22 protein-coding genes and 1 pseudogene are annotated in these 23321 nt (G+C 39.0%); 6 read left to right on the forward strand and 17 right to left on the reverse strand.

Going from position 1 to position 23321, the window contains the following annotated elements:
• Nucleotides 1-173, forward strand: a pseudogene (locus EAL87_RS08260) (glycosyltransferase family 10 domain-containing protein); the annotation flags it as partial.
• A 13-nt stretch (nt 174-186) separates the two neighbouring features.
• On the opposite strand, the gene gdhA reads toward EAL87_RS08260, so the two are convergent.
• The 3 genes from gdhA to EAL87_RS06450 all read right to left on the reverse strand — a co-directional run bounded on the left by gdhA (nt 187) and on the right by EAL87_RS06450 (nt 3651).
• Nucleotides 187-1533, reverse strand: coding sequence for an NADP-specific glutamate dehydrogenase (gdhA, locus tag EAL87_RS06440; protein WP_120913822.1), 1347 nt, complete (start codon nt 1531-1533; stop codon nt 187-189).
• Nucleotides 1534-1600: 67 nt separating this feature from the next.
• Nucleotides 1601-2431 carry a peptide chain release factor N(5)-glutamine methyltransferase gene (locus EAL87_RS06445; RefSeq protein WP_120913824.1) on the reverse strand — a complete coding sequence of 277 codons (831 nt, stop codon included), beginning with the start codon at nt 2429-2431 and terminating at the stop codon, nt 1601-1603.
• On the reverse strand, nt 2428-3651 hold the full coding sequence (locus tag EAL87_RS06450; protein WP_120913826.1) for a M48 family metallopeptidase: 1224 nt from the start codon (nt 3649-3651) through the stop codon (nt 2428-2430). Before EAL87_RS06450 ends, EAL87_RS06445 begins: the two co-directional genes overlap by 4 nt.
• A 178-nt stretch (nt 3652-3829) precedes the next feature.
• Between EAL87_RS06450 and EAL87_RS06455 the strand changes: the two genes are divergently transcribed.
• Nucleotides 3830-4360 (forward strand): hypothetical protein, encoded by a 531-nt coding sequence (locus EAL87_RS06455; protein ID WP_120913828.1) that lies wholly within the window; start codon nt 3830-3832, stop codon nt 4358-4360.
• 7 nt (nt 4361-4367) lie between these two features.
• On the opposite strand, the gene EAL87_RS06460 is transcribed toward EAL87_RS06455, so the two are convergent.
• On the reverse strand, nt 4368-5120 hold the full coding sequence (locus tag EAL87_RS06460) for an SPOR domain-containing protein (protein ID WP_120913830.1): 753 nt from the start codon (nt 5118-5120) through the stop codon (nt 4368-4370).
• Nucleotides 5121-5323: 203 nt separating this feature from the next.
• Between EAL87_RS06460 and zapB the strand changes: the two genes are divergently transcribed.
• Genes zapB through EAL87_RS06475 form a run of 3 tightly spaced genes read left to right on the forward strand, consistent with a single transcriptional unit; the run spans nt 5324 to nt 7644 of the window.
• On the forward strand, nt 5324-5551 hold the full coding sequence (zapB, locus tag EAL87_RS06465) for a cell division protein ZapB (protein ID WP_001191194.1): 228 nt from the start codon (nt 5324-5326) through the stop codon (nt 5549-5551).
• A gap of 12 nt (nt 5552-5563) precedes the next feature.
• Nucleotides 5564-5800, forward strand: a complete 237-nt coding sequence (locus EAL87_RS06470; protein ID WP_000051172.1) for a hypothetical protein — start codon at nt 5564-5566, stop codon at nt 5798-5800.
• Nucleotides 5785-7644, forward strand: coding sequence for a primosomal protein N' (locus tag EAL87_RS06475; RefSeq protein WP_120913832.1), 1860 nt, complete (start codon nt 5785-5787; stop codon nt 7642-7644). Before EAL87_RS06470 ends, EAL87_RS06475 begins: the two co-directional genes overlap by 16 nt.
• 33 nt (nt 7645-7677) lie before the next feature.
• Here the strand turns inward: EAL87_RS06475 and cmoA are convergent, their stop codons facing one another.
• Nucleotides 7678-8397: a carboxy-S-adenosyl-L-methionine synthase CmoA gene (gene cmoA / locus EAL87_RS06480; protein ID WP_120913834.1), complete on the reverse strand. Its 720-nt coding sequence runs from the start codon at nt 8395-8397 to the stop codon at nt 7678-7680.
• A 51-nt stretch (nt 8398-8448) separates the two neighbouring features.
• Nucleotides 8449-9090, reverse strand: coding sequence for a superoxide dismutase [Fe] (gene sodB / locus EAL87_RS06485; RefSeq protein ID WP_000494639.1), 642 nt, complete (start codon nt 9088-9090; stop codon nt 8449-8451).
• A 223-nt stretch (nt 9091-9313) separates the two neighbouring features.
• Here sodB and tpx point away from each other — a divergent pair, with 223 nt between their 5' ends.
• Nucleotides 9314-9814, forward strand: a complete 501-nt coding sequence (gene tpx, locus EAL87_RS06490) for a thiol peroxidase (RefSeq protein WP_108302705.1) — start codon at nt 9314-9316, stop codon at nt 9812-9814.
• Between the two features lie 253 nt (nt 9815-10067).
• Here tpx and cheW read toward each other — a convergent pair whose 3' ends face one another.
• The 11 genes from cheW to aroA all read right to left on the reverse strand — a co-directional run bounded on the left by cheW (nt 10068) and on the right by aroA (nt 23307).
• A complete protein-coding gene (cheW, locus tag EAL87_RS06495) occupies nt 10068-10565 on the reverse strand; it encodes a chemotaxis protein CheW (RefSeq protein ID WP_120913837.1) in 498 nt (165 codons plus the stop codon).
• Nucleotides 10562-12967, reverse strand: a complete 2406-nt coding sequence (gene cheAY2, locus EAL87_RS06500) for a chemotaxis histidine kinase/response regulator CheAY2 (protein ID WP_120913838.1) — start codon at nt 12965-12967, stop codon at nt 10562-10564. Before cheAY2 ends, cheW begins: the two co-directional genes overlap by 4 nt.
• Before the next feature lie 57 nt (nt 12968-13024).
• Nucleotides 13025-13963, reverse strand: a complete 939-nt coding sequence (cheV3, locus tag EAL87_RS06505; protein WP_120913840.1) for a chemotaxis protein CheV3 — start codon at nt 13961-13963, stop codon at nt 13025-13027.
• A gap of 3 nt (nt 13964-13966) precedes the next feature.
• Nucleotides 13967-14725, reverse strand: a complete 759-nt coding sequence (locus EAL87_RS06510) for a UDP-2,3-diacylglucosamine diphosphatase (RefSeq protein ID WP_120913842.1) — start codon at nt 14723-14725, stop codon at nt 13967-13969.
• A 1-nt stretch (nt 14726) separates the two neighbouring features.
• Nucleotides 14727-15395, reverse strand: a complete 669-nt coding sequence (locus EAL87_RS06515; protein WP_120913888.1) for a YggS family pyridoxal phosphate-dependent enzyme — start codon at nt 15393-15395, stop codon at nt 14727-14729.
• Between the two features lie 29 nt (nt 15396-15424).
• Nucleotides 15425-17275: a menaquinone biosynthesis decarboxylase gene (locus EAL87_RS06520; RefSeq protein ID WP_120913844.1), complete on the reverse strand. Its 1851-nt coding sequence runs from the start codon at nt 17273-17275 to the stop codon at nt 15425-15427.
• A 9-nt stretch (nt 17276-17284) separates the two neighbouring features.
• Nucleotides 17285-18859, reverse strand: coding sequence for a phosphoglycerate dehydrogenase (gene serA / locus EAL87_RS06525; RefSeq protein WP_120913846.1), 1575 nt, complete (start codon nt 18857-18859; stop codon nt 17285-17287).
• A gap of 15 nt (nt 18860-18874) precedes the next feature.
• Complete coding sequence (locus tag EAL87_RS06530) at nt 18875-19393, reverse strand: hypothetical protein (protein ID WP_120913848.1); 519 nt, start codon at nt 19391-19393, stop codon at nt 18875-18877.
• Between the two features lie 28 nt (nt 19394-19421).
• Entirely contained in the window at nt 19422-21083 is a 1662-nt protein-coding gene (locus EAL87_RS06535) for a 30S ribosomal protein S1 (RefSeq protein ID WP_120913850.1), read from the reverse strand.
• A gap of 120 nt (nt 21084-21203) precedes the next feature.
• Complete coding sequence (locus EAL87_RS06540; protein WP_000403575.1) at nt 21204-22028, reverse strand: 4-hydroxy-3-methylbut-2-enyl diphosphate reductase; 825 nt, start codon at nt 22026-22028, stop codon at nt 21204-21206.
• On the reverse strand, nt 22018-23307 hold the full coding sequence (aroA, locus tag EAL87_RS06545) for a 3-phosphoshikimate 1-carboxyvinyltransferase (RefSeq protein WP_120913852.1): 1290 nt from the start codon (nt 23305-23307) through the stop codon (nt 22018-22020). The genes EAL87_RS06540 and aroA overlap by 11 nt, the downstream gene beginning before the upstream one ends.
• Nucleotides 23308-23321 lie beyond the last annotated feature (14 nt).

Here is a 23321-nt window from a genome sequence, read left to right on the forward strand (position 1 = left end):
TGAGGGTTAATTATGATGATTTGAGAGCCAATTATGACCGGCTTTTACAAAACGCCTCGCCTTTATTGGAACTCTCTCAAAACACCACTTTTAAAATCTATCGCAAAGCTTATCAAAAATCCTTACCCTTGTTGCGTGCAATGAGAAAGTTGGTTAAAAAATTGGGTTTGTAAAATTGGGGGGTAATCAAACCCCTTGCGCTATCATCGCAGACGCCACTTTTCTAAAACCAGCGATATTGGCCCCTAAAACAAAATTAGTAGGGTCTTTAAACTCTTTAGCGGTTTGAGAGACATTCTTATAAATTTCTTTCATGATGTGGTGTAATTTCGCATCCACCACTTCAAAACTCCAAGGGTGCATGCTCGCGTTTTGCGCCATTTCCAAGCCGCTCACGCTCACCCCCCCAGCATTAGCCGCCTTGCCTAAACCATAAGAAATCTTAGCCTGCAAAAACAATTCAACCGCTTCATTGCTTGAGGGCATGTTCGCTCCTTCAGCCACGCATTTACACCCATTAGAAAGGAGGGTTTTAGCGTCTAAAACGCTCAATTCATTCTCAGTCGCGCTAGGGAAAGCCGCAAAACAAGGCACATGCCATACAGCATTCCCCCCTTTGGGGTAATTTTCTGTTGGGGTGTATTTCGCGTTCTTTTTTTCTAAAGCGTATTCTTTGATCCTCCCACGACGGATTTCTTTAATCTCTTTCAAAAGCTCTAAATCAATGCCGTCTTTATCATAAATCATGCCATTAGAATCGCTTGCCGTTACCGGTTTAGCCCCTATTTGAAGCAATTTTTCAATGGTATAAATAGCGACATTACCGCTCCCAGAAACGCTGCAAACCTTACCCTCTAACGAGCTGTTCCTTTCTTGCAACATTTCTTCAGCAAAATACACGCACCCATAACCGGTAGCTTCTTTTCTGCACAAGCTCCCCCCATAAGTGAGTCCTTTACCGGTCAATACGCCCTCAAAACGATTGACTAATTTTTTGTATTGCCCAAACAGATAGCCAATCTCTCTTTCGCCCACTCCAATATCCCCAGCTGGCACATCAGTCGTGGCTCCAATGTGGCGGTATAATTCATTCATGAACGCTTGGCAAAAACGCATGATTTCATGCTCGCTCTTCCCTTTAGGGTCAAAATCGCTCCCCCCCTTAGCACCCCCCATAGCCAAAGTGGTGAGCGAATTTTTCAACACTTGCTCAAAGCCTAAAAACTTGATCACGCTTTCATTCACGCTAGGGTGGAATCTCAAACCCCCCTTATAAGGGCCAATAGCCGAATTGAATTCAACCCTACACCCTCGATTGACTTGGATTTGATGGTTATCATCTTGCCAACACACCCTAAAAAAAATCTCCCTTTCAGGCTCAATCAAACGCTCTAAAATGGCATGCTTTTCATAGCTTTTATCGCTGTCTAAAAGGGGTTTTAAAGAAGTGATAGCTTCATGGACGGCTTGATGGAACTCTTTTTGATAAGGGTATTTTTTCTGTAAAGATTGGAGGATTTTTTCAACATACATGATCGGCATTCCTTTATTGTTTTAAGTGTTTTTATTGTAACACTAAAAGGGTAATTAAGTTTTAACCTTATCTTAAAAAACTTTTTAAAACGCCCACAAACCCTCTATCAAAGCCGCTCAAATCCTTGTAAAACTCTGCATCATAACCGCAAAACTCCAAGCATTCTTTCAAGCTTTTTAATTGGTCATACCCCATTTCACAAGCCAAAAAAGGGATTTTTAATCCAGCGGCTAAAAAAATGATTTCTTTTAAGATTTCATCGCCTTTAACCCCCCCAAAAAGGGCTTCGTGCGGTTCTTTGAGAACGGATTTTTCCAAAGGATAATTTCTAGCGATATAGGGCGGGTTAGAGACAAGCATTTCTATCGTTGGCATGCGATCCCAAAGGCGCGTTTGTTTTAAAAAAACACGCTCTTTTAGACAAAAGCGTTCAATGTTTTTGGACGCCACTTCTAAAGCTTTTGGTGAAATATCGCTCGCATGAATGGAAAGTTTAGGGTTTTCTAATGCCAAGCTAACAGACACGCATCCGCTCCCTATGCCTATTTCGCCTATCTCTTTTAAATGGTATTGAGAAATAATATCAAGGGCTTTTTGGACTAAAATCTCCGTTTCAGGCCGTGGGATTAAAACATGCTCATTCACAAAAAAAGAACGCCCATAAAAATCACAGCTTTCTAATAAATACTCTATGGGGCAGTCATTCAAGCGCTTTTCTACCAATTCAAAAAAGTGCGTTTCTTCCTTGTGGTTTAACTCTAAATAAGCATGCGTGTGCAAAAAAACCCTCTCTTTTTGCAAGACAAAGCCTAATAAAATTTCAGACTCTAAGCCACCCCTAAAACCTTTTGGCGATAATCCTTTTTTGGCTTTGTTTAGGGCTTGCGAAAGGGTCATTCAATTTCATAATCCAAAGCTTTCAAACGCTCTAATAGCGGCGGGTGCGTGAAATGCAAGAAAACATAAAAAGGGTGCGAATAGGGGAACGCTTTGTTCTCGCTCACAATGGACACTAACGCTTTGGCTAAAGTCTCTTTAGAGCTTAAACTCGCCCCAAACTTGTCCGCATTGTATTCATTCTTGCGGCTAAAAAACCCGATCAAAGGCATGGCGTAAAAGGAAAACACCGGCAAAAACAAGAGTAAAATCGCAATCAAACTCGCTGGCGTTTGCGAGACATTGAAGCCTTCAAAAACCAACGATGGCAAATGAGCGATCAAAGCAAAAACAAGAGCGAGCAAGCCCCCCATAATCCCTAAACTTTTCAACAAATCCTTATTTTTAAAATGCCCTAATTCATGCCCTAAAATGGCTAAAAGCCCTTCTGTCCCAACTTTAGAGATCAAAGTGTCAAACAACACCACCCGCTTGTTTTTACCCAAGCCCCCAAAATACGCGTTCAAACGCCCATCCCTCTTGCTAGCGTCCATCACAAAGATACCTTGAGATTTAAAACCCACCTTATCCATCATGCTCTCAATTTGACTCTCCAAATCCCGGTTATTCAAGGGGGTGAATTGGTTGAAAAGCTGAGCGATTTTAGGGTAAAAAAGATTAGCTAATATCATAAAAACAAACACGACAAAAAACGAGCTAATCTCCCAATGTTCCACATGTTCAATGATCATAATGAGGGTGTAAATCAACAACAACCCCACGCCTAAAGTGAGCAATAACCCTTTGAAAAAATCCTTAAAAAACAACGATAAGCTCACCTTAGAAAAGCCAAATTCCTTATCCAAATGCATGGTGGTGTAGTAGCTAATGGGTAAGGATAAAACGCTTTGAATCGCTAAAAACAACAAGGCAAACACCAAGTAACCTAGCGTTTCAGAAAGGTTTAAATAATGCATCAAATCTTCTAAATGCGTCAAACCAAAAAAGATCCAACCAGCAAAGATGATCCCGTCTAAAATTTGAGAAATAATGGATAATTGCATTTTCCTAATGGCATAATTTCCCGCTTTCTCATAATCCTTTTGTGGGAGTAAAACGGGCTTTTCGCAGAGCTTTTGACGGATGAATTTCAATTGCAAAATATCGCCTACAATGTAAGGAGTCGTAAAAAAGAGCAAGTAGAAAATACAAATTATCATATCTATCCATACATCAAACATGTTCTAAACTCCTTTCTTAATTAATTTGCCAATAAAAGTATGGGAATTATAACAATTTTTCAAAAATTTACAATAAAATTAAATAAATATGGTAGAAAAAAAGGGCTATTTTTGAGCGTTTTTAATTCAATAGTAAAAAGCTGTGTTATCCAACCCGCTACCAACAAAAAGGTTTGTCATGCCCCATTCTTTTAAAAAGCGTTTTTTAATCCTTTATACCCTTTCTACCTTGCTTTTAGTGGGGGTTTTGTTAGCGTTATTTTTCTTTTATGCGAAAAATAACCTTTTAGAAAACACCCAAATACGCATGCAATACACCGCTGATGCGATCGCTAAAAGCCTTTTAGAATTAAATAATACCTCTTCTTTAGAGCCTTTAAAAATCTTAGAAGAACGATTCAAAAACACCCCTTTTGTCTTATTGGATGCACACAATAAAGTCAAGTTTTCTAATATTGGGGCGTTTGTGGCCTCTTTTAAAAAGGAAGCCTTGATCAAAACCCCTTATTTTGCGCTTAAAAAACAGGGCTTTTACCTCACAGACAGCGCCCCAACTAACCGCTTAGGGGTTTCTAAAATCATTATTGCAGAAGAAGAAATTCAAAAAAATTTTATCCCCCTTTATAAAATGATAAGCTATGCGTTTTTGGGCGCGAGTTTGTTTGTCGCGCTGATAGCCATGTGGCTTTATAAGATTCAATCAAACTAAGTAAAAATTACTTTTCCACCAACACGGGCTTATTTTTAAAGCTTTTAGTTGCATTTTCAAGCTGTTTTAGGGCTTCTTCTTTCGTTTTATAAGGGCCAATAAAATAATGCGTGAGAGAGTCTTTTTTCTTTATTTGGTAAGGGAAAGTTTTGAGCGTTTGCAAAAAATCCTTACTGGGCGCGTTCAAAAAAGCCCCAATTTGCAAATAATACCCTTTAGGGATACTTGCATCTTTTAAGCTAGGTTTGACTAAGCTTTTTTTATTCTCGTTTTTAGGCGGCTCTTTTGTTAAGGGCTGGGATTGGTTAATAGCAGTCTCTTGCTTATGGGCTTTTTTGATTTTTCTTTTCACCTTTTTGCTTTCTATATAAAAATCATATAAATCATGGATTCTTTGCTTCACATAAGCTTCATAGCAATTCTTATAAATGGGGCTATTTTCAATAGAAGCCTTGGGGCTTATTAGCATAACCAACGCCACGCATTCTTCATGGGCGACTTTGAGCCATTCTTCTTCGCTTTGCTCTAGGATTTCTTTGATTTTAGGGAACTCATACTGCGTGCCTTTCCCCATATTTTCTAATATTTCTATAAGTTCTTCATGGACTTGATTGAGCCTTAATTGGATAGGGGGTAAATTTTTAGGCGTATTTTGAACGCTCTCAGGCTGGGTAGTCGCTTTTTTGTCCTCTAAACCAACAGCGTTTCTCAAAAAGAGGAAAACCAACAACAGCGTCATTTTTAATATATTTTTTTGCATTTATCATTCCTAAGTAAAGCTCTCTATCTTGTTGCTTTATGGTAATCAAAAATACCAAATACCGCCATAAGAATGGTTTTAAAACATGGGGTTTTAGTTACTTTATTTTATAGTAAAAGCCATTACCTTAAGGGGATAGGGGTATTTTGCTATAATCCAATAGCTTTGATATAATAACTTTTAAAAACCATGAAAGGCTTACTATGCAATCTTTAAGTTTGTTAAACCAATTGGGCGCTAAAATCGATGAATTGATTGAAAAAATCCAAAAACAAGAAGAAGAGTTGAACGCTTTACGCCAAGCAAACACCACGCTGAATGCGCAAAATGAAGAAAAAGACATTCAAATCGCTATTTTATACGATGAATTGAGCGCTAAAGATAAGGGCATTCAAGGTCTTTATGACAAAATCTCTGATTTATTGTCATAAACCATTAAAAACATGTCTTTAGAAAACGATAGCTTAGAAATCACTTATTTAGGAAAACGCTATAAAATCTCTCTCAATAACACCTTTAGCGATGAGATGAAACGCACTCTAAAGGAGCGTTTCCATAACCAAGAATTAAACGCCTTAGAGCTTTTAAAGGACTATTTGCATGAAAGTTGTCAAAACGAGTATTTGCATAATGAACTCCAAAAGCTTTTAGAAAAAATCTCATCATGTTCTATCACTTGATCGCTCCTTTAAAAAATAAAACCCCCCCTTTAACCTACTTTTCTAAAGAGCAACACCAAAAAGGAGCGTTAGTCAATATCCCTTTAAGGAATAAAACGCTTTTGGGCGTCGTTCTTGAAGAAGTTTCAAAACCCTCTTTTGAATGCCTAGAGCTAGAAAAAACCCCTTATTTTTTACTCCCCTTTCAAATAGAGCTCGCTATTTTTATCGCTCAATATTACTCGGCTAATCTTTCTTCAGTCTTAAGCCTTTTCACCCCTTTTAAAGAATGTGATCTAGTGGGGTTAGAAAAAATTGAGCCTGTTCTTAATATATTAAGCCAAACGCAAACCAACGCTTTAAAAGAATTGCAAAAACATTCAGCAAGCTTGCTCTTTGGCGATACGGGTAGCGGGAAAACCGAGATTTATATGCATGCAATCGCTCAAACTTTAGAGCAAAAAAAAAGCGCTCTGTTGTTAGTGCCAGAAATCGCCCTCACCCCTCAAATGCAACAACGCCTTAAAAGGGTTTTTAAAGAAAATTTAGGCCTGTGGCATAGCAAACTCTCTCAAACCCAAAAAAAACAATTTTTAGAAAAGCTTTATTCGCAAGAAATCAAATTAGTGGTAGGCACACGAAGTGCGTTATTCTTACCCCTTAAGGAGTTGGGTTTGATTGTTGTAGATGAAGAGCATGACTTTTCTTACAAATCTCAGCAAAGCCCCACGTATAACGCTAGGGATTTATGCTTGTATTTATCCCATAAATTCCCCATTCAAGTCATTTTAGGCTCTGCTACGCCAAGTTTGAATAGTTACAAACGCTTTAAAGACAAGGCTTTAGTGCGCTTAAAGGGTCGCTACACCCCTACGCAAAAAAACATTATTTTTGAAAAAACGGAGCGTTTTATCACGCCCAAACTCCTAGAAGCGCTAAAACAAGTCATAGACAAAAACGAGCAAGCCATTATTTTTGTGCCTACAAGGGCTAATTTCAAAACCCTGCTGTGTCAAAATTGTTACAAAAGCGTTCAATGCCCCTTTTGCAGCGTGAATATGAGTTTGCATTTAAAAACCAACAAACTCATGTGCCATTATTGCCATTTTTCAAGCCCTATCCCTAAAATTTGCAGCGCATGTCAAAGCGAAGTTTTAGTGGGTAAAAGGATAGGCACCATGCAAGTGTTGAACGAGTTGGAAGGCCTTTTGAAAGGCGCTAAAATAGCGATTTTAGATAAAGATCACACCAGCACGCCAAAAAAACTCCACAATATTTTAAACGATTTCAACGCTCAAAAAACTAATATCTTAATCGGCACGCAGATGATAAGCAAAGGGCATGATTACGCTAAAGTGAGTTTAGCGGTTGTTTTAGGCATAGACAATATCATTAAATCTAATAGTTACAGGGCTTTAGAAGAAGGCGTGTCGTTACTTTATCAAATCGCTGGGAGGAGCGCTAGGCAAATTTCTGGCCAAGTGTTCATTCAAAGCACCGAAACCGATCTATTAAAAAATTTCTTAGAGGATTATGAAGATTTTTTACAATACGAATTGCAAGAAAGGTGCGAACTCTACCCGCCTTTTTCAAGGCTGTGTTTGTTAGAATTTAAGCATAAAAACGAAGAAAAAGCCCAACAATTGAGCCTAAAAGCCTCCCAAACCCTTTCTTTGTGTTTAGAAAAGGGCGTAACGCTCTCTAATTTCAAAGCCCCCATTGAAAAAATCGCCTCTTCTTACCGCTACCTTATTTTGTTGCGTTCCAAAGACCCTTTAAGTCTAGTCAAAAGCGTGCATGCGTTTTTAAAATCCGCCCCTAGTATCCCTTGCAGCGTGAACATGGATCCTGTGGATATTTTTTAAAAAACTTAAGGTTTATAGATTATTTCAAAAAACTCATGTTTTTCTAGCAACTAACAGCGTGAAATTCACCCATTTAAACAGCGCTTCCACATGCTTAAACCCCACGCTTTCTAAAAGAGCGACATTTTCTTTCAAGCTATAAGGCACAAGCACATTTTCTAACGCTTCCCTTTTGAAAGCGATTTCATTGTGGCTGTAGCCTTGATTTTGTTTATAAAGGTAGTATAGTTCTATCATTTGCTTGTCTAATATCCGATCTTCGCTCATGATCTTTTCGCCCACCAATAAAACCCCATTCAACGCAAGGCTGTTATAAATCTTTTTAAGCAACACCTCTCTTTGCATGGGGCGGACAAATTGCAACACAAAAAGCAATGAAAACGCGCTCGCTTCTTTAAACTCAACCTCTAAAAAATCCATGCATTCAAAACGGGCATTGTTAAAATCTTTTAATTTTTCTTGCGCTTTTTTGAGCATGGGCATGGAATTGTCAATCCCTACAAGCTCAATTTCTTGTTGGATTTGTTGGTTGAGCGCGATAAAAAAGTTCCCAGTAGAACAGCCTAAATCATAAATCAAGGGCTTAGGATTGGCGCTTTCTTTTAAATTTTGAGCGATAAAATACGCCCCCAAATCCAACATTTCATGATAATAAGGGATGGAGCGCTCTAGCATGTCATCAAAAACATGAGCGACTTTCTCATCAAAACAAAAGCGTTTGTTTAGAGATTGATTAAACAGAGTGTCTTTCATTCAAAAAAGAAGCGTGGTTTAAAAATCCTTAAACCACAATAGCCGTAACGCTTAAGCTTTTTTATGCACCAACTCATTAATGTAATAATCTACTGAGCCTAAGCCTTCTTTTTTCGCCCATTCATAGCATTGAGAAACAAAATGCCAATTGATATGCCCATAAAATTTTTCCAAATACACAGGACGCGCGTTTTTATGGTCAATATAATAAGCATGCTCCCACACATCCACCACTAAAAGCGGCACTTTTTTATCCGTAACTGGGGTTTGAGCGTTGCTGGTTTGAATGATTTCAATTTTTTGAGTGTCTAAATTATACGCCGCCCAATTCCAACCAGAGCCAAACAAAGTGGTCGCGCTCTTAATAAAGTCTTCTTTAAATTTTTCCAATGAGCCAAAATCTTTTTCTAAAGCCCCTTTTAACTCATCGCTTAAGGCAGTCGCTTTGGGGCTTAGGCAATCCCAATAAAAATCGTGGTTGTAAATTTGAGCGGCGTTATTGAACACGCCTCCGCTAGATTTTGTCAAAATAGCGAACAAAGAACTTTTCTCAAATTCCGTGCCTTTGATTAAGTTATTCAAATTATTCACATAAGTTTGATGGTGTTTCCCATGGTGGAAATCAAACGCTACGGGGCTTAAAAAATCTCCCATGCTGTCTTTAGCAAAAGGCAATTCTCGTAATGTAAACATGTTTTCTCCTTGTGATTAGATAGCCGTATTGTAATCATTTTTTAATACTTTTTGGTAAATCTTTTCTTAAAAATGGATCGTTATGCAAATTTTGTGGATTTTAAGGGGATTTTTTAAAGTTAAAACGATTTTTTTAACCAATCTCTTTTGAATTTTTTGATGGTTAATCTTAATGGACTATCATTCTAACGCAATATAGCAATTCATTAGAAAGGATTTAACCATGCAAAAAGTTACTTTTAAAGAAGAAACGTATCAATTAGAGGGGAAACCCTTAAAAGTGGGCGATAAAGCCCCTGATGTGAAATTGGTCAATGGCGATCTGCAAGAAGTCAATCTGTTGAAGCAAGGCGTGCGTTTTCAAGTCGTTAGCGCGCTCCCCAGTTTAACCGGATCGGTTTGTTTGCTCCAAGCCAAACACTTCAATGAGCAAGCCGGCAAACTGCCTTCTGTGAGTTTTAGCGTTATTTCTATGGACTTACCTTTTTCTCAAGGACAAATTTGCGGCGCTGAAGGCATTAAAGATCTAAGAATTTTAAGCGATTTTAGGTATAAGGCTTTTGGGGAAAATTACGGCGTGCTGTTGGGCAAAGGCTCTTTGCAAGGCTTACTCGCTCGATCCGTTTTTGTTCTTGATGATAAGGGAGTGGTCATCTATAAAGAAATCGTTCAAAACATTTTAGAAGAGCCTAATTATGAGGCGCTTTTAAAAGTGTTGAAATAGGAAATCTTTAAAAGGAGGGGGTTATAATCCAATAAATTCCAACGCAAAAAACCCCACTTATTAAAAAATGTTAGTAATAAAGACTAAAAATAAGAAGTTCTTTTGAAATCCGTTTAAAAAAAGTTTCATGCTGTTTTTAAAAGAAAATATTAAAAAGACTCTGTTTTGAATCAAACGCTAACATGAGACTTTAAGCTTTTTAATGGAACAAGTCTTTCTCAAAGCCCATGATAGGGGGCTTAAGCTAAAAGTTTTAAAAGTCTTTTTTTAGGATTTCTTCCACTCTTAAAATGGTAACCAATCGGTCGTTTTGCTTCCCAATGCCATAGGTTAGATTGTTGTTATCGCTCAAAGTCTCTGGCACAGGGTCAATATCTGCTTGTTTGATGCGAATGGCTTCGGTTAGGCGATCTATGAAAAACCCAGCGATCTGATCATTGTGTCGCACCACCAAGTAACGAGTGTCTTTATTTTGTTTTTCGGCTTTCAATCCGAATTTCAAGCGCAAGCTGATCAAAGGGAAGACATTACCCCTTAAATTAAACACGCCAAGCACATAGTTTGGGGTTTCAGGGACTCGTGTGTAGCCAATGGGTTTGACGATTTCTAAAATATTCAAAATAGGAATGGCGTATTCTTCATCGCCAATAATAAAACCGATGAATTGCAAAATTTCTTCATTGTCTTCTTGTTTAGAACCTGCATTAGCTTCTTTTTGTTTTTCAAATAAATCTTTTAATTGGTTACTCATGACTGGTCTCCTTCTAATTTAATACTGCGTTTCACTACGGTAGCTAAATACTCACCGCTATAAGGTTTGGTGATGTATTCAGTCATGCCGGATTCAACGCCACGCATCCTATCGGTTTTGGTTACCCGACTGGTTACTGCGATTAGAGGGAGATTTTTGAATTTATTGTATTTACGCACTTCAGAAGCGAAAGTGTAGCCATCCATTTTAGGCATCTCAATATCCACTAAAATAGCGTCCGGAATTTTGTCGCCATTTTTAAGCATTTCTAAGCCCTCTAACCCGTTAGTGGCTTCTAAAAGCGTGATGCCTAATGGTTTTAAACATTTGCGGATAATCGCTCTGTCCGTGCTGCTGTCATCAATCGCTAAGACAATATAATCGCTAGGGGAATTTTTGCTCTTCGTGCTTTCGGATTCGTTCATCAAATTGGTGATATTGACTTTGATGCTTTTTGCCATATCCATCATCGCCCCCACATCTACAATAAGAGTGATTTTCCCATCGCCTCTCACCGTAGCGCCAGCAATGCCTTTGGTGTTTTTGAGGTAGTAACCCAAAGATTTAATGACCACTTCTTCTTGACCGATCAAATAATCCACGATCACGCCAATTTTTTGATCAGCCAAGCCAATGATGACCACATACACATCAGAGTTGGATTCTAAAATAGCATCCACTTTAAAAATATCAGAAAGGCGTACCAAAGAAAGCACCTCATCTCTCAAACGCAACACGCTCTTGCCATCAACGGTGTAGATTTCATCTTGGCTGATGCGCACGGTTTCTAAAACTGAAGAAAGCGGGATAGCGTAATATTCTTCTTGAACGCCCACGAGTAAAGCTTGAATGATAGCCAAAGTGAGAGGGATTTTAAGCTTTTGGGTCGTGCCTACCCCCACTTCTGAATCAATTTCAATGATCCCATTAAGCTTTTCAATATTGGTTTTCACCACATCCATGCCCACGCCTCTGCCTGAAACATTGGAAACGACTTTTGCGGTAGAAAAGCCTGGCTTGAAAATGAGGTTAAACGCTTCCCTATCGCTCATGCTTTCAGCGTCTCTTTCGCTAATCACCCCTTTTTCAACCGCTTTTTCTTTAAGCATCACAGGGTCTAACCCCTTGCCATCATCAGAGATTTTAATCACAATGTGGTTACCCTCATTATACGCGCTCAATTGCACTTTACCGGTTTCAGGCTTGTTAAGCTTTCTTCTTTCTTCTAAAGGCTCAATCCCATGATCGCATGAGTTGCGGATAATGTGGATGAGCGGATCGCCAATCTCTTCTACAATGGATTTGTCTAATTCGGTTTCTTCGCCTTCAATGATCAATTCAATGCTCTTGCCTAATTCCCGGCTCAAATCCCTTACCATGCGAGGGAATTTGTTGAACACCTTGCCCACTGGTTGCATCCTGGTTTTCATCACCGCAAGTTGCAAGTCTGTTGTTACCGCTGAAATAGAAGAAACCACCTGATTTAATTCCTCTAAAAACTTTTCCCCATCATAGCGTTCTTCCACATCGCTATAAATCCTGATCAAGCGATTTTTTCCTAGCACAAGCTCACCGATTAAATTCATCAAATGGTCTAATCGGCGCACATCCACCCTAACGGTTTGTTCCACGCCAATAGAGGGGGCTTTATTTTCTTCAGTATCGGCTTTAGCCTTAGCTTTAGTTTCTGTTTTAGGGGCTTTGGGGGTTTCTGTTTTGGGGATTTCTTTTGTTGGGGTAACTTCTTGTTTGGCTTGTTTTTTTTGGGCTCTTCGTTCTTTATCGGCCTCTTGGCGCTTGTTCAGCAGCCGCTCAATTTCGGCTTCCACTTCTTCAGCGCTCATGTTAGCGTAATCCAAATCCGGCTCATCGGCTAAGGGGTTATCGTTTGCGGGGTTTTGTGCAGTAGGGGCTTTTGCCTTGTTTTCTTTAACCTCTTCTTTCGCTTCTTCTTTATTTTCTTCTTTTGGGGCTTCTTTAGTCCTTTCTTTAGCGCTCTCTAAATTTTGGCTTGTGATGGCTTGAAGCTGTTTGACCGCTTCTTCAATCTCGTTTTCCTTGCCGTTATTAGTGTCAGAGCCGGTATCTCTAATCGTTACGAGCAAGGTTTTCATCAAATCAATGGAGCGCAACACGACATCCATAATATCAGGCGTGATCTTGATTTCTCCCTTTCTGGCGCGATTCAAGACATCTTCCATGTTGTGCGTGAGGTGCGTGAGGATGTTAAGATTCAAAAACGAGCTAGAGCCTTTAATGGTGTGGGCCACTCTAAAAATGCGATTGAGCAAGTCCAAATCTTCAGGGTTATGCTCTAATTCCACTAAATCCTGATCCAACTGCTCGTTCATTTCAAAGGCTTCAATCAAGAAGTCTTCCATTATTTCTTGCAAATCATCCATTTTAAAACCCCTTTTTAGCGTTTGAGATAAGAGTATTTTACAATTTTATGAAAAGAATTACGCATTCTTGTCTAAAATCTTAGAAATTTCTTCGGTGAATTTTTCTGCGTCAAACTTGACTAAATACGCCACAGCCCCCATTTCTTTAGCCCTTTCAGCGCTATAATTATCGCAAATAGAAGAATTAAAAATCACAGGAATATAAGCAAACCTAGGGTCTTTTTGGAGCTTGAATAAAAAATGATAGCCATCCATTTTAGGCATTTCAACATCTGAAATAATGAATTTTAAATGATTTCTCAAGTCGTCCCCATATTTTTTGAACAACATTTCTAATTTGTTCAACCCGTCTTCCCCATCCACGGCTTCAGTGATATTAAAACCCAATTTGCTTAAATGGTTTTTTAAGGTTTTCCTCGCCGTTCTGCTATCGTCTAAAAACAACACTTCACCCTCAAAACGCTCTCTAGGGGTAGAATCCTTTGTTTTGTTAGCGTCTTCATTAAGCTTTAAATCGTCTAAAATGCTTTCTAAATCCAAAATGAGCAGGGTTTTATCGTTTTCAATGCGCGTGGTACCGGTGATATTTTCTTTATTGATGTTATTGGATGCACTAAAGGATGCAGGCTCCACATCTTTCCAACTGATGCGCCTGATGCGCCTAGCCGAATGGACTAAAAAACCCAATTTGACATTATTAAATTCCGTGATAATGACGATTTTTTCATTTTCCTTGCTTTTATCCGGGACAATCCCTATCCATTTAGCCAAGTCAATAAGCGGGATGATCGTGGAGCGCAAATCAAACACGCCGATAATGTAATCCAAATTCGTGGGGTATTCAAAAAGGGTGGGCATGGGGATAATCTCTTGGACTTTAGCCACATTAATGCCATAAATCCCCTCATAAGGGACGCCCTCTTGCATGCCATAAATACGAAAATCCACGAGTTCTATCTCGCTTAGTTTTAAATCGTTAGCTGTTTTTTCTGCCATGATTTAGGCGTCCTTATTTTGAGATGGTTCTAAAACGCTTGATGATACCTTAAAAAGGCTTTGTTCGTAATAAAAGGAAGGCAGTGGGCAATAAATCGGTGCATTCAAGGGGATTTTTACACCGCTTTTGAGATGAAAATGCCCCTCTATAATGCCGTCAATGCTATCAATGTTGAGATCTTTAATATAGTTTTGATAGGCTTTTAGGCGCTTTTCAATAAAGGCTTTTAATTCTTTTGGCTCTAATTCCCAAAGGCGGACGGGTTTTTGATAAATGAGTTTTTTAAAAAGGGGGTATAAGGTTTTAAAGCTTAATAAATTTAAAAAAGTTAAAAAAAATCTCGCCCAAGTGGAAGTGAGCTGCGTGATGTAAAATTCATACGCTTCAGTAATGAATAAATCCCCATGGGCTAGCAAAAAGCGTTTGTTATCATATTGGAATAATACGGGTTGGTTGTGGCGCTCAAAAATAACTACTTTAGGGTTGAGGACAAAATGCATGGAAAAATCATGGTTGCCTTCAAAATAAAAGACTTGTGAAATTTCGCTTAAAGCGTTGATGAGATTAATGATTTTTTGCTGCTCTTTATCTAGGGGTAAATAGCCCACAAGCACATGGAAAATATCGCCCATGAAAAAGACTTGTGTGGGTTTGGCGCTTAAAAGTTCTTTAAGCGTATGGATTAAATAAGGGCTTTTGGGCAAAAAATGTGCATCAGAGATAAAAACAGCCCCATTTTTAAGCGCATAAGTTTCTAGCATCTTACTCTTTGAACAAAAAAGAGCCAATCCTTAAAAGATTCGCCCCACAAGCAATCGCTAATTCAAAATCACAACTCATGCCCATTGAAAGAACGCTCGCGTTCTTTAATCGGTCAAAAAGCTTTTTGGTGGTGATAAAGGATTTTTCAATTTTTGTTTCATCATCGGTGTGCGCCCCTATACACATAAGCCCCTTAAGCTTGAGGTGCTTGCAAGTTTCACTGATTTGAGAATAAATTTCTAGCGTTTCTTCAGGCACCACCCCGCTTTTACTTTCCTCATACGCGCTATTAACCTGTAAAAGAGCGTTTAAAGTTACGCCCAATATTTCGCAACGCTTTTCTATTTTCAAAGCGAGTTTTAAAGAGTCTAAAGAATGCAAAAGGGCGGGTTTTAAACTCAAAAGCGCATTGATTTTATTTTCTTGTAAAGAGCCTATCATGTGCCATTCAAGGGGTAAATGCTCTAAAGAGTGCATTTTAGTTTTTAAATCTTGAACTTTATTTTCTCCAAAAGCTCTTTGAGAGCAGTTGTAGTAATGTTGGATAGCTTCTAGGGAAGCGTTTTTTGAAACAGCCACGATTTTGACAATGTGGTGCCTTGAATAGGCGGTGCGAGCCTTTTCTATTTTTGCGATGAGGGTATCAATTCTTTGGCGGTAATCTAACATGGCTATCATGGCTATTCTTTATGGCTTTTTTATAGCTCTTCTTTGTTCGTGCTGAAAGAATGCGTGAGATGGAATTTTTGATTCAATTTTTCAAAATCTTTTAAAAGCCCTTTCTTTTTCAAATCCTCTATGACTTCCATGGAGCAATTGGTTTCTGTGGGCCATTCTCTAAAATGTTTGTCCATAATGCCCTTATTGGTAGCGTCTATAAAAAAACAATGTTTAGAGATGAGAATGTCGCGCTGCACATCAATATTATTAACGATGCGCCATAACAGCATGTAAGGGTTGTTTAAATCGTTGCTGGTATGCTCTACAAAAATGACAATGCGTAAATACTCTTCAAAACCGAGCAAGTTTTTAGCCAGTTCAATGACGCTTTTATCTTTCTTTTCCACGCTAATGACGCAAATGGGGTTACGGGTGTGCGGGTAGCATTGCTTCAAAAGAACGATATTTTGCATTTTATCTTGTAAAAGCGCTAGTAGAGCGTTATCGTTTAAAAGCGCGGGGTGGGGGGTATTGCTTTTAGAAGTCGCATCAATACCGAGTTTCCCCCCCATAGCGTATTCAGGGCTTGCATGATCTAATGCGTCGCATATGCCTTGAGAAATAAGAACTTTTTCTTTAGAAAAATTTTCCAATATATACTCAATGATAGCGTTGGTATCTCTTAGGTTGGGAGCGTCTTCATTGACAAAAATCGCATGTTTGACAAAGCTCATCTGCCCCACACCCCAAAAAGCATGCATGACTTGTTTGGCATGAGCGTTATAGCGCGTGTGTATTTGGGCTAAAATCAAATTATGAAACACCCCATTTTCTGGCATGTAATAATCTATGAGATTGGGAGCGTTCATTTGAAGAAAGGGCAAGAACAAGCGTTCAGTCAAATACCCCATGTATTTGTCTTCTAAAGGGGGCTTACCCACCACAGTGGCTAAGTAAATGGAATCTTTTTTATAGCTAATGGTTTTGACTTCTAAAACAGGGTAAGGCTCAATAGGGGTGTAATAGCCAGTGTGATCCCCAAAAGGCCCTTCAAGCTCTAATTTTTCGCAATCCACAAACCCTTCTATCACAATATCGCAATCTTTTGGCACGCTCAAAGGATTGCTCAAGCATGGCATCACTTGCGCTTTTTTCTCTCTTATAAACCCATAGAGCATGAGTTCATAAACTCCATAAGGTAAGGGGGCTGTCGCGCACCATGTGTAGAGCAAATCCCCACCAATAGCGATACTGACGGGCATTTTGACTTTAGCTTTAGCGTATTCGTGGAAAAAGAGTTGGGAGTCTTTATGGATTTGCCAGTGCAAGCCTAAATGGTTTTTATCATAAACTTGCAAGCGGTACATGCCTAAATTCTTTTTTTTATGATCCAGGCTTTGGGTATAGACTTGCCCCATAGTGATAAAAGCCCCGCCATCTTTTTCCCAAGTTTTTAAAATGGGTAGATCCCACAAATTGACTTCTTTGTCTTGCTTGGTGATGAGATCTTTAGGGCGAGTGGTTTTTTTAGGGAAAATGTGTCTTAAATCCCATAAATCTTTTAAGACTTTCAAACCCTCAGTGAAATTTTTAGGAGCGTTAAAGTGTAAGAACGCTTGCATGCGTTGTTGCAGGCTTTCTATGGGGGTTTTTAATAAAAGATCTAAGCGCTTGAAAGAACCAAAAGCGTTCATTAAAACCGGCATGTCAAAGGTTTTGACTTGGTCATGCTCTTTTCTTATGGGTTGCGTGAATAAAAGGGCTTTGCCTCCATCAGGTTTTTTCGCTTCTATATAGGCCAGATGAGCGATTTCTAAATCCACTTCAAGGGGGGTGTCAATGATTTCTAATTCACCATGTTTTTTTAAAAGCTTTAAAAAATCTTGCATCCAACTACCTTAAATAACCACATAATGAACGCTTAAGCATGCAGGAATGTTTTTAAGCTCTTCTAAAACTTCCAAAGAAACTTCTTCATCTACAATAATGAGCGCTAAAGCTTCTTTTTGCGTGTTGCGGCCCAAACGGAAATCAGCGATGTTGATGCCATGCCTAGCGAACGCATTCCCCACACTCCCAATAACGCCTGGAATATCTGTATTCCTGAATAGAAGCATTTTACCTTTTGGCTCTATATCAATATGGAATCCATCAATTTCAGTGAGTTTTAAAATATCTTCTTCAAACACCGTGCCGCTCACGCTGATCGCACCATTAGCCGCATTTAAAGTTAAAGAGAGCATGTTTTTATAGGGCGAAGCGCTTTCTTTAAGGCTAACCTTAATCTCAATGCCCCTTTCTTTGGCCACAAAAGGGGCGTTAATGTAATTGATTTTATCCCCTACAACGGGTTTTAACACCCCCACTAACATAAAGGCTACAAGGGCGTCTTTGAATTGGTTGATCTCCCCACAAAGACTGATCTCAATTTTTTGGCACACGCCCTTATGGATTTGACTGGAAAAATAACCCAGTTTTTGCGCTAAATTCAAGTAGGCTTTCGCGCTTGCATCAAAAGCTTGCATGGGTAAATTCAAAGCATGCGGATGGCTTGAACCTCTTAAAGATTCCATAACCCCTTGAGCGGCTTGTTTGGAAATTTCTTCTTGGGACTCTAAAGTGTTCGCGCCAATATGGGGGGTCGCATAAACATTGGGCAAGTCTAAAAGCTTGTTGTGAATGCCAGGCTCTTTAGAAAAGACATCAATGCCAAGCCAACGCACTTTTTTGGTTTCTAAAGCTTCATAAAGAGCGTCTTCATTATAAAGCCCCCCTCTAGCGCAATTGATTAAAATAACCCCTTTTTTCATGCGTTCAATTTCTTTAGTGCCTATCATGTTAATGGTTTCTTTATTTTTAGGGGTGTGGATAGTGATCATATCGCACTGCAAAATGTCTTCAAAGTTTTTTGTGTAAATGACCCCTAAATCAGTGGCTTTTGAAGAGGGGATATAAGGATCATAGGCTAAAACTTCCATTTCAAAGGCTTTAGCCCTAATACCCACCCTAGAGCCAATATTCCCAAAACCAATGATGCCTAGTTTTTTATTTTTCAATTCCGTGCCATACCAATCTTCTCTTTTCCACAACCTTTGGTGTTTGATTTGATCGTTCGCGCAAGGGAATGAACGCACCGCATTGATCAAATGCGCCATGGTCAATTCCACAGCGGCAATCGTGTTAGCGGTAGGGATATTCATCACTACAATCCCTTTTTGAGAGCAGCTTTCTAAATCAATATTATCCACTCCCACACCCGCTCTCACAATGGATTTTAAGTGGGTTAAGGGATTTAAAAAATCGCTTGTGATAGGGGTCATGCTGCGCGTGATGAGCGCATCCATGGGAGTGAGTTTTTCTAAAAGCTCCTTTTTAGGGCATTTGGAATAATCATGCAAAATAATATCTTTTTGAGCTTCTAAAATTTGAATGCCTTTAGCATGGATGGGGTCGCAAATGGCTACTTGATACATTTTTATCCTTTGAATTTAAAAAACAGCATGATAGCGTATTTTATAATAGTCTAAATCAGCCAGCAAGCGTTCTTTTTTGTTTTCATCTAAATAGATGATGAGGTTGGGTTGGTTTTTGGTGCTATCGTAAGCGTAATCAATTCGTTCTTTTTTGAGGATTTCTTTTAAACACCACCATTGATAGTCCTTTAAATCCTTAATGATAAGCTTTGAATACTCCCTTTTTTTTTCTTCAAAAGGGATTTCAAAATGATGCTCTATAACGGGGTAATTGATAGATTCTTGCGCATCAAGGTTTTGAGAAAGGGCGTTATTGCGATCTTCTTCGTTATGGGGGGCTTTTCCATTATGAGAGGTTTCAGTGGGGCTATTTTCTTCTAGGTTGATGTCATGGCTTTTTGCGTCTGTTTGAGAGAGACTTTTATCTGCATGAGAAATGGCGGGCATTTCTTTTTTAACGCTTAAAAACAAATAGGCTAAAACGCCAAGAGCGACAGCTAGGGAAATAAAAGCAACAACACTCTTAAATCTCATGCCATTCTCATGTTTTTAAAATCACTCTTTAGAGTTTTTCTTTAAGAATATCCCCTAAAGTCATTTTATCATCGCTCGTGTTAAAAGCTTGCAATTCTTCTTTTTCTTTTTTGTGCTCTAACCTATGCACAGAAGCGCGCACCTTGTTGTTAGATTTTTCAATCGCAACCACCACGCATGTGATTTCCTGCCCCATTTTGATTTCATCTTTTTTCAAGGGGTTTAAATCTTCATTTTTGATCAGCACATCAATGCCATCAGCATTAATGAAAACGCCAAAATCCTTAATACTCACCACTTTACCTTGAATCACGCTGTCTGTTTTATGCTTTTGAGCGAATTCTTCTGTAGGGGAAGTAACCAAGTGTTTCGCGCTCAAAGAAATCTTTTTGTCTTTTTTGTTGATTTTAAGGATTTTCACTTTGATCACATCGCCAATTTTATAGTGGTCTTTGCACTTTTTATCTTTATCCCAAAAAGCGTCATGATTGTGGAGCAAACCATCCACCCCACCCAGATTCAAAAACGCCCCAAAATCCGTTAAAGTCGCTACCTTGCCCTCTATAATATCTCCTACTTGGTGTTTGGATTCAAAAACATCAAAAGGCCTGTTAGTGAGTTGTTTTAAAGAAACCCTCAAGCGGCGGTTTTTAGGATCAATGTCAATGATCTTCACATCAATCTCTTGCCCCACGCTCAAGTAATGGCTAGGGTGGCTGACGTTTTTATCCCAAGAGATTTCAGAAACATGCAAAAAGCCTTCAATATCATTACCAATATCCACAAACACCCCATAATGTTCAATATTGCTCACCACCACCTTAATGGCGTATCCGGGTTTTAGCTTGTCTTGGATCTCTTCCCATGGGTCTTCTATGGTCGCTTTTATGGAGAGTGAAAGGCGTCTTTTTTCTTCATCATAAGCGATGGCTTTGACATAGACTTCATCGCCCTCTTTGTAGTATTTCTCAGGGTTTACTGGCCCTTTATGGCTGATTTCAGAATAATGAACCAAGCCCTCAATCCCCTTAGCTTCTACAAAAATGCCAAAAGGAGTGATCTGGCGCACAACCCCTAACACCGGCTCTGTAGCTTCTAACAATTCTTTAGAAATTTCAAGCTGTCGTTTGTCATTGACTTCAAAGAATCGTTTGCGAGAAATATTGATAGAATGGTTTTCCTTATCCACACGAATGATGCACGCTTTAATGCGTTTGCCGATATGGTTTGCGTCATTCTTTAAAGAAGAGTGCGAGCGGGAGAGGAAATACTCCACGCCTTGAGACTCCACGATATAACCCCCTTTATTCTTGCCTACAATCTTGCCTTCAATAATGGCGTTTTCATAGTTTTCGCCTAATTCTTCAATTTTATCTTGAATTTTTTGTTGGGAAATAGCCTTTTTATAAGAAACGCTAGGGCGTTCGCCTCTTTCAGAGACATGCACCTTAATGGGGTCATTTTTGTGATACAACAACTGCCCCTTTTCATCTTTGATCTCACTCAAAGCCAAACGGCCTTCTGTCTTACCGCCCACGCTCACCATGGCATAACCCTCATCTTCATTGATGGAAACGATTAACCCTTCTTTGATAGTGCCTTTTTCTAGGGCTTCTTCTTCTTTTTCTAAAAGTTTTGCGAAGTTTTCCTCCTCGTCATTAAAGTTCTGATCATCTGCTATCTTGCTCATTGACTGCCTTACTATAAAATAAATATAAAATCCTTAAGGGCATTGTACCCTTTTTTGGCTTACAAAATCGTTTAAAAACTAACAACAAGCGGTTTTTTTAAAGAAAAATTTCAAAATGTGTTAAATCGTGCTGATTTTTTGCTTGACATTTTCTATAATCCAATCCGGCGTGGAAGCCCCAGCGGTAATCCCGCACAATTTCTTATCCTTAAACCACGCCAACTCTAATTCGTTTTCATCTTCTACCAAGTAGCTGTCTTTGCAATGCTGTTTGGCGATGCTTAAGAGCTGTTTGGTGTTTGAAGAAGTCTTACCGCCCACGACTATCATAATATCCACTTCCTTACTCAAATCCAAAGCGGCTTTTTGGTTGTAGGAAGTAGCGTTGCAAATCGTGTTAAAAATACGCACTTCAGTGCATCTTTCCACCAAATAAGAAGCGATTTGTAAGAGTTTTGGGGTTTGTTTGGTGGTTTGAGAAACTAAAGCCACTTTTCGTTGGAGCTTTTTTTCTTGTAATTCTTCTAACGAATTGACGACTAAAGCTTGGTTAGTGGCATAGCTTATCACGCCCTTGACTTCAGGGTGGTTAATATCCCCAAAAAGCACGATTTGATACCCTTCTTTACTCATGGATTCCACAATCTGTTGAGGTTTGATCACATACGGGCAAGTCGCATCAGTGATTTTGACCCCCTTATTTTTTAAGTATTCTAAATCCTGCTTAGGAATGCCATGGGTTCTTATGATCACGCTCTTATTTTTAGGGATTTTTTTAGGGTCTTCTTCAATTTTCACGTTGAAGTTTTTTTCCAAACGATTGATTTCTTTAGCGTTATGAATGAGCGAGCCAAAAATCAAGCTGTTTTGATTTTTTTCAGCGATTTGTATCGCTCTTTTGACGCCAAAACAAAAACCATAATCTTTAGCCATTTTAATTTCCATTAAAACTCCCTTTTTTGAATTGATTGAGTAGGTGTTTGAATTGCGGGAAAGAAATGTTTGCACATTCTAAATTATCAATTTCTAAAGGCAACGCTAAACTTAAAACAGCGAAACTCATCGCAATCCTATGATCATTAAAGCTTTTGATAAGGGGGGGTTTTTTTTGAGAAAAGCGCTGTTTTAATGGGCTTATATCTTCTAATCCCTCTATATAAAACCCGTCTTCAAACTCTTCGCACTCAATCCCTAAAGCTTTGAGATTAGAAACAACCGCTTTAATCCTATCGCTTTCTTTAGTTCGTAAATCTTTAGCGTTTTTAACCATGCTTTTGCCTTTTGCAAAAAGCATAGCGATACTTAAAGCAGGGATTTCATCAATAAGACTGGCGGTATTTTGCTCAATGCTGATCGCTTTTAAAGGGGCATGCTCTATATAAATATCGCCAATCATTTCTAAATCTTTGGACTTGATAACATACTCTATATGAGTGCCCATTTTTTTTAACGCTTCAAAAGCCCCTATGCGAGTGGGGTTGAGCAAGACATTTTTTAAAAGAAGGCGGCTTTTTGGCGCAATCGCGCAAGCGAGAGCGAAAAAAAACGCACTAGACGGATCATTGGCTATGGTAAAATCAAAGGCTTCTAGGGGTTTTTCTAGGGGTGAAATCATTAAAACGCCGTCTTGATCTTTAATATTAGCTCCCAAACTTTTAAGCATGATTTCTGTGTGGTTACGGCTAAGCTCGCTTTCTTTATAAACGCTTACGCCTTGAGCTTGCAAAGCGCTTAAAATAAAAGCGCTTTTGACTTGAGCTGAAGCGATAGGGCTTTCATAATGGCAAGCTTTTAAAGGACTCCCTAAGATCACTAAGGGGGCGAAATGGTTATCCTCTCTCCCTAAAATCTTTGTCCCAAAAGCCTTCAAAGGCTCAATGATTCTTTTCATGGGGCGTGCGTTTAAGGAATTGTCCCCGCTTAAAACAAAAAGCCCTTTTTGAGCGCTTAAAAGCCCGCTGTATAAACGCATGCTGGTGCCAGAATTGTTGCAATTTAAAATCTTGTTAGGCTCTTTTATAGCCGTTGGGGGCGTGATTTTAAAAGAATTTTTTGCGGTATTTTCCACTTTAGCCCCTAAATTTTGAGCGATTTCTAAAGAGCTTAAACAATCTTCTCCCATTAAAAAATTCCGCACAACACAAGGTTTTTGAGCGAGTAGGCTAAAAATAACGGCTCTGTGTGAGAGCGATTTATCGCTAGCGTTAATGTCAAGCTCTATCACAATTATCCTTTATA

The sequence above is a fragment of the Helicobacter pylori genome, assembly GCF_003636935.1.
Lineage (GTDB): Bacteria > Campylobacterota > Campylobacteria > Campylobacterales > Helicobacteraceae > Helicobacter > Helicobacter pylori_CH.

Excerpts from the sequence above, each read along its gene's own strand:
- EAL87_RS06530 (WP_120913848.1), bottom strand. The coding sequence starts at position 19,393 with ATGAGATTTAAGAGTGTTGTTGCTTTTATTTCCCTAGCTGTCGCTCTT.
- serA (WP_120913846.1), bottom strand. The coding sequence starts at position 18,859 with ATGTATCAAGTAGCCATTTGCGACCCCATCCATGCTAAAGGCATTCAA.
- EAL87_RS06510 (WP_120913842.1), bottom strand. The coding sequence starts at position 14,725 with ATGCTAGAAACTTATGCGCTTAAAAATGGGGCTGTTTTTATCTCTGAT.
- EAL87_RS06535 (WP_120913850.1), bottom strand. The coding sequence starts at position 21,083 with ATGAGCAAGATAGCAGATGATCAGAACTTTAATGACGAGGAGGAAAAC.
- cheW (WP_120913837.1), bottom strand. The coding sequence starts at position 10,565 with ATGAGTAACCAATTAAAAGATTTATTTGAAAAACAAAAAGAAGCTAAT.
- EAL87_RS06460 (WP_120913830.1), bottom strand. The coding sequence starts at position 5,120 with ATGCAAAAAAATATATTAAAAATGACGCTGTTGTTGGTTTTCCTCTTT.
- gdhA (WP_120913822.1), bottom strand. The coding sequence starts at position 1,533 with ATGTATGTTGAAAAAATCCTCCAATCTTTACAGAAAAAATACCCTTAT.
- cheV3 (WP_120913840.1), bottom strand. The coding sequence starts at position 13,963 with ATGGCAGAAAAAACAGCTAACGATTTAAAACTAAGCGAGATAGAACTC.
- EAL87_RS06475 (WP_120913832.1), top strand. The coding sequence starts at position 5,785 with ATGTTCTATCACTTGATCGCTCCTTTAAAAAATAAAACCCCCCCTTTA.
- EAL87_RS06445 (WP_120913824.1), bottom strand. The coding sequence starts at position 2,431 with ATGACCCTTTCGCAAGCCCTAAACAAAGCCAAAAAAGGATTATCGCCA.
- EAL87_RS06540 (WP_000403575.1), bottom strand. The coding sequence starts at position 22,028 with ATGGAAATTAAAATGGCTAAAGATTATGGTTTTTGTTTTGGCGTCAAA.
- zapB (WP_001191194.1), top strand. The coding sequence starts at position 5,324 with ATGCAATCTTTAAGTTTGTTAAACCAATTGGGCGCTAAAATCGATGAA.
- EAL87_RS06515 (WP_120913888.1), bottom strand. The coding sequence starts at position 15,395 with ATGTTAGATTACCGCCAAAGAATTGATACCCTCATCGCAAAAATAGAA.
- cmoA (WP_120913834.1), bottom strand. The coding sequence starts at position 8,397 with ATGAAAGACACTCTGTTTAATCAATCTCTAAACAAACGCTTTTGTTTT.
- EAL87_RS06520 (WP_120913844.1), bottom strand. The coding sequence starts at position 17,275 with ATGCAAGATTTTTTAAAGCTTTTAAAAAAACATGGTGAATTAGAAATC.
- EAL87_RS06455 (WP_120913828.1), top strand. The coding sequence starts at position 3,830 with ATGCCCCATTCTTTTAAAAAGCGTTTTTTAATCCTTTATACCCTTTCT.
- sodB (WP_000494639.1), bottom strand. The coding sequence starts at position 9,090 with ATGTTTACATTACGAGAATTGCCTTTTGCTAAAGACAGCATGGGAGAT.
- cheAY2 (WP_120913838.1), bottom strand. The coding sequence starts at position 12,967 with ATGGATGATTTGCAAGAAATAATGGAAGACTTCTTGATTGAAGCCTTT.
- EAL87_RS06450 (WP_120913826.1), bottom strand. The coding sequence starts at position 3,651 with ATGTTTGATGTATGGATAGATATGATAATTTGTATTTTCTACTTGCTC.
- tpx (WP_108302705.1), top strand. The coding sequence starts at position 9,314 with ATGCAAAAAGTTACTTTTAAAGAAGAAACGTATCAATTAGAGGGGAAA.
- EAL87_RS06470 (WP_000051172.1), top strand. The coding sequence starts at position 5,564 with ATGTCTTTAGAAAACGATAGCTTAGAAATCACTTATTTAGGAAAACGC.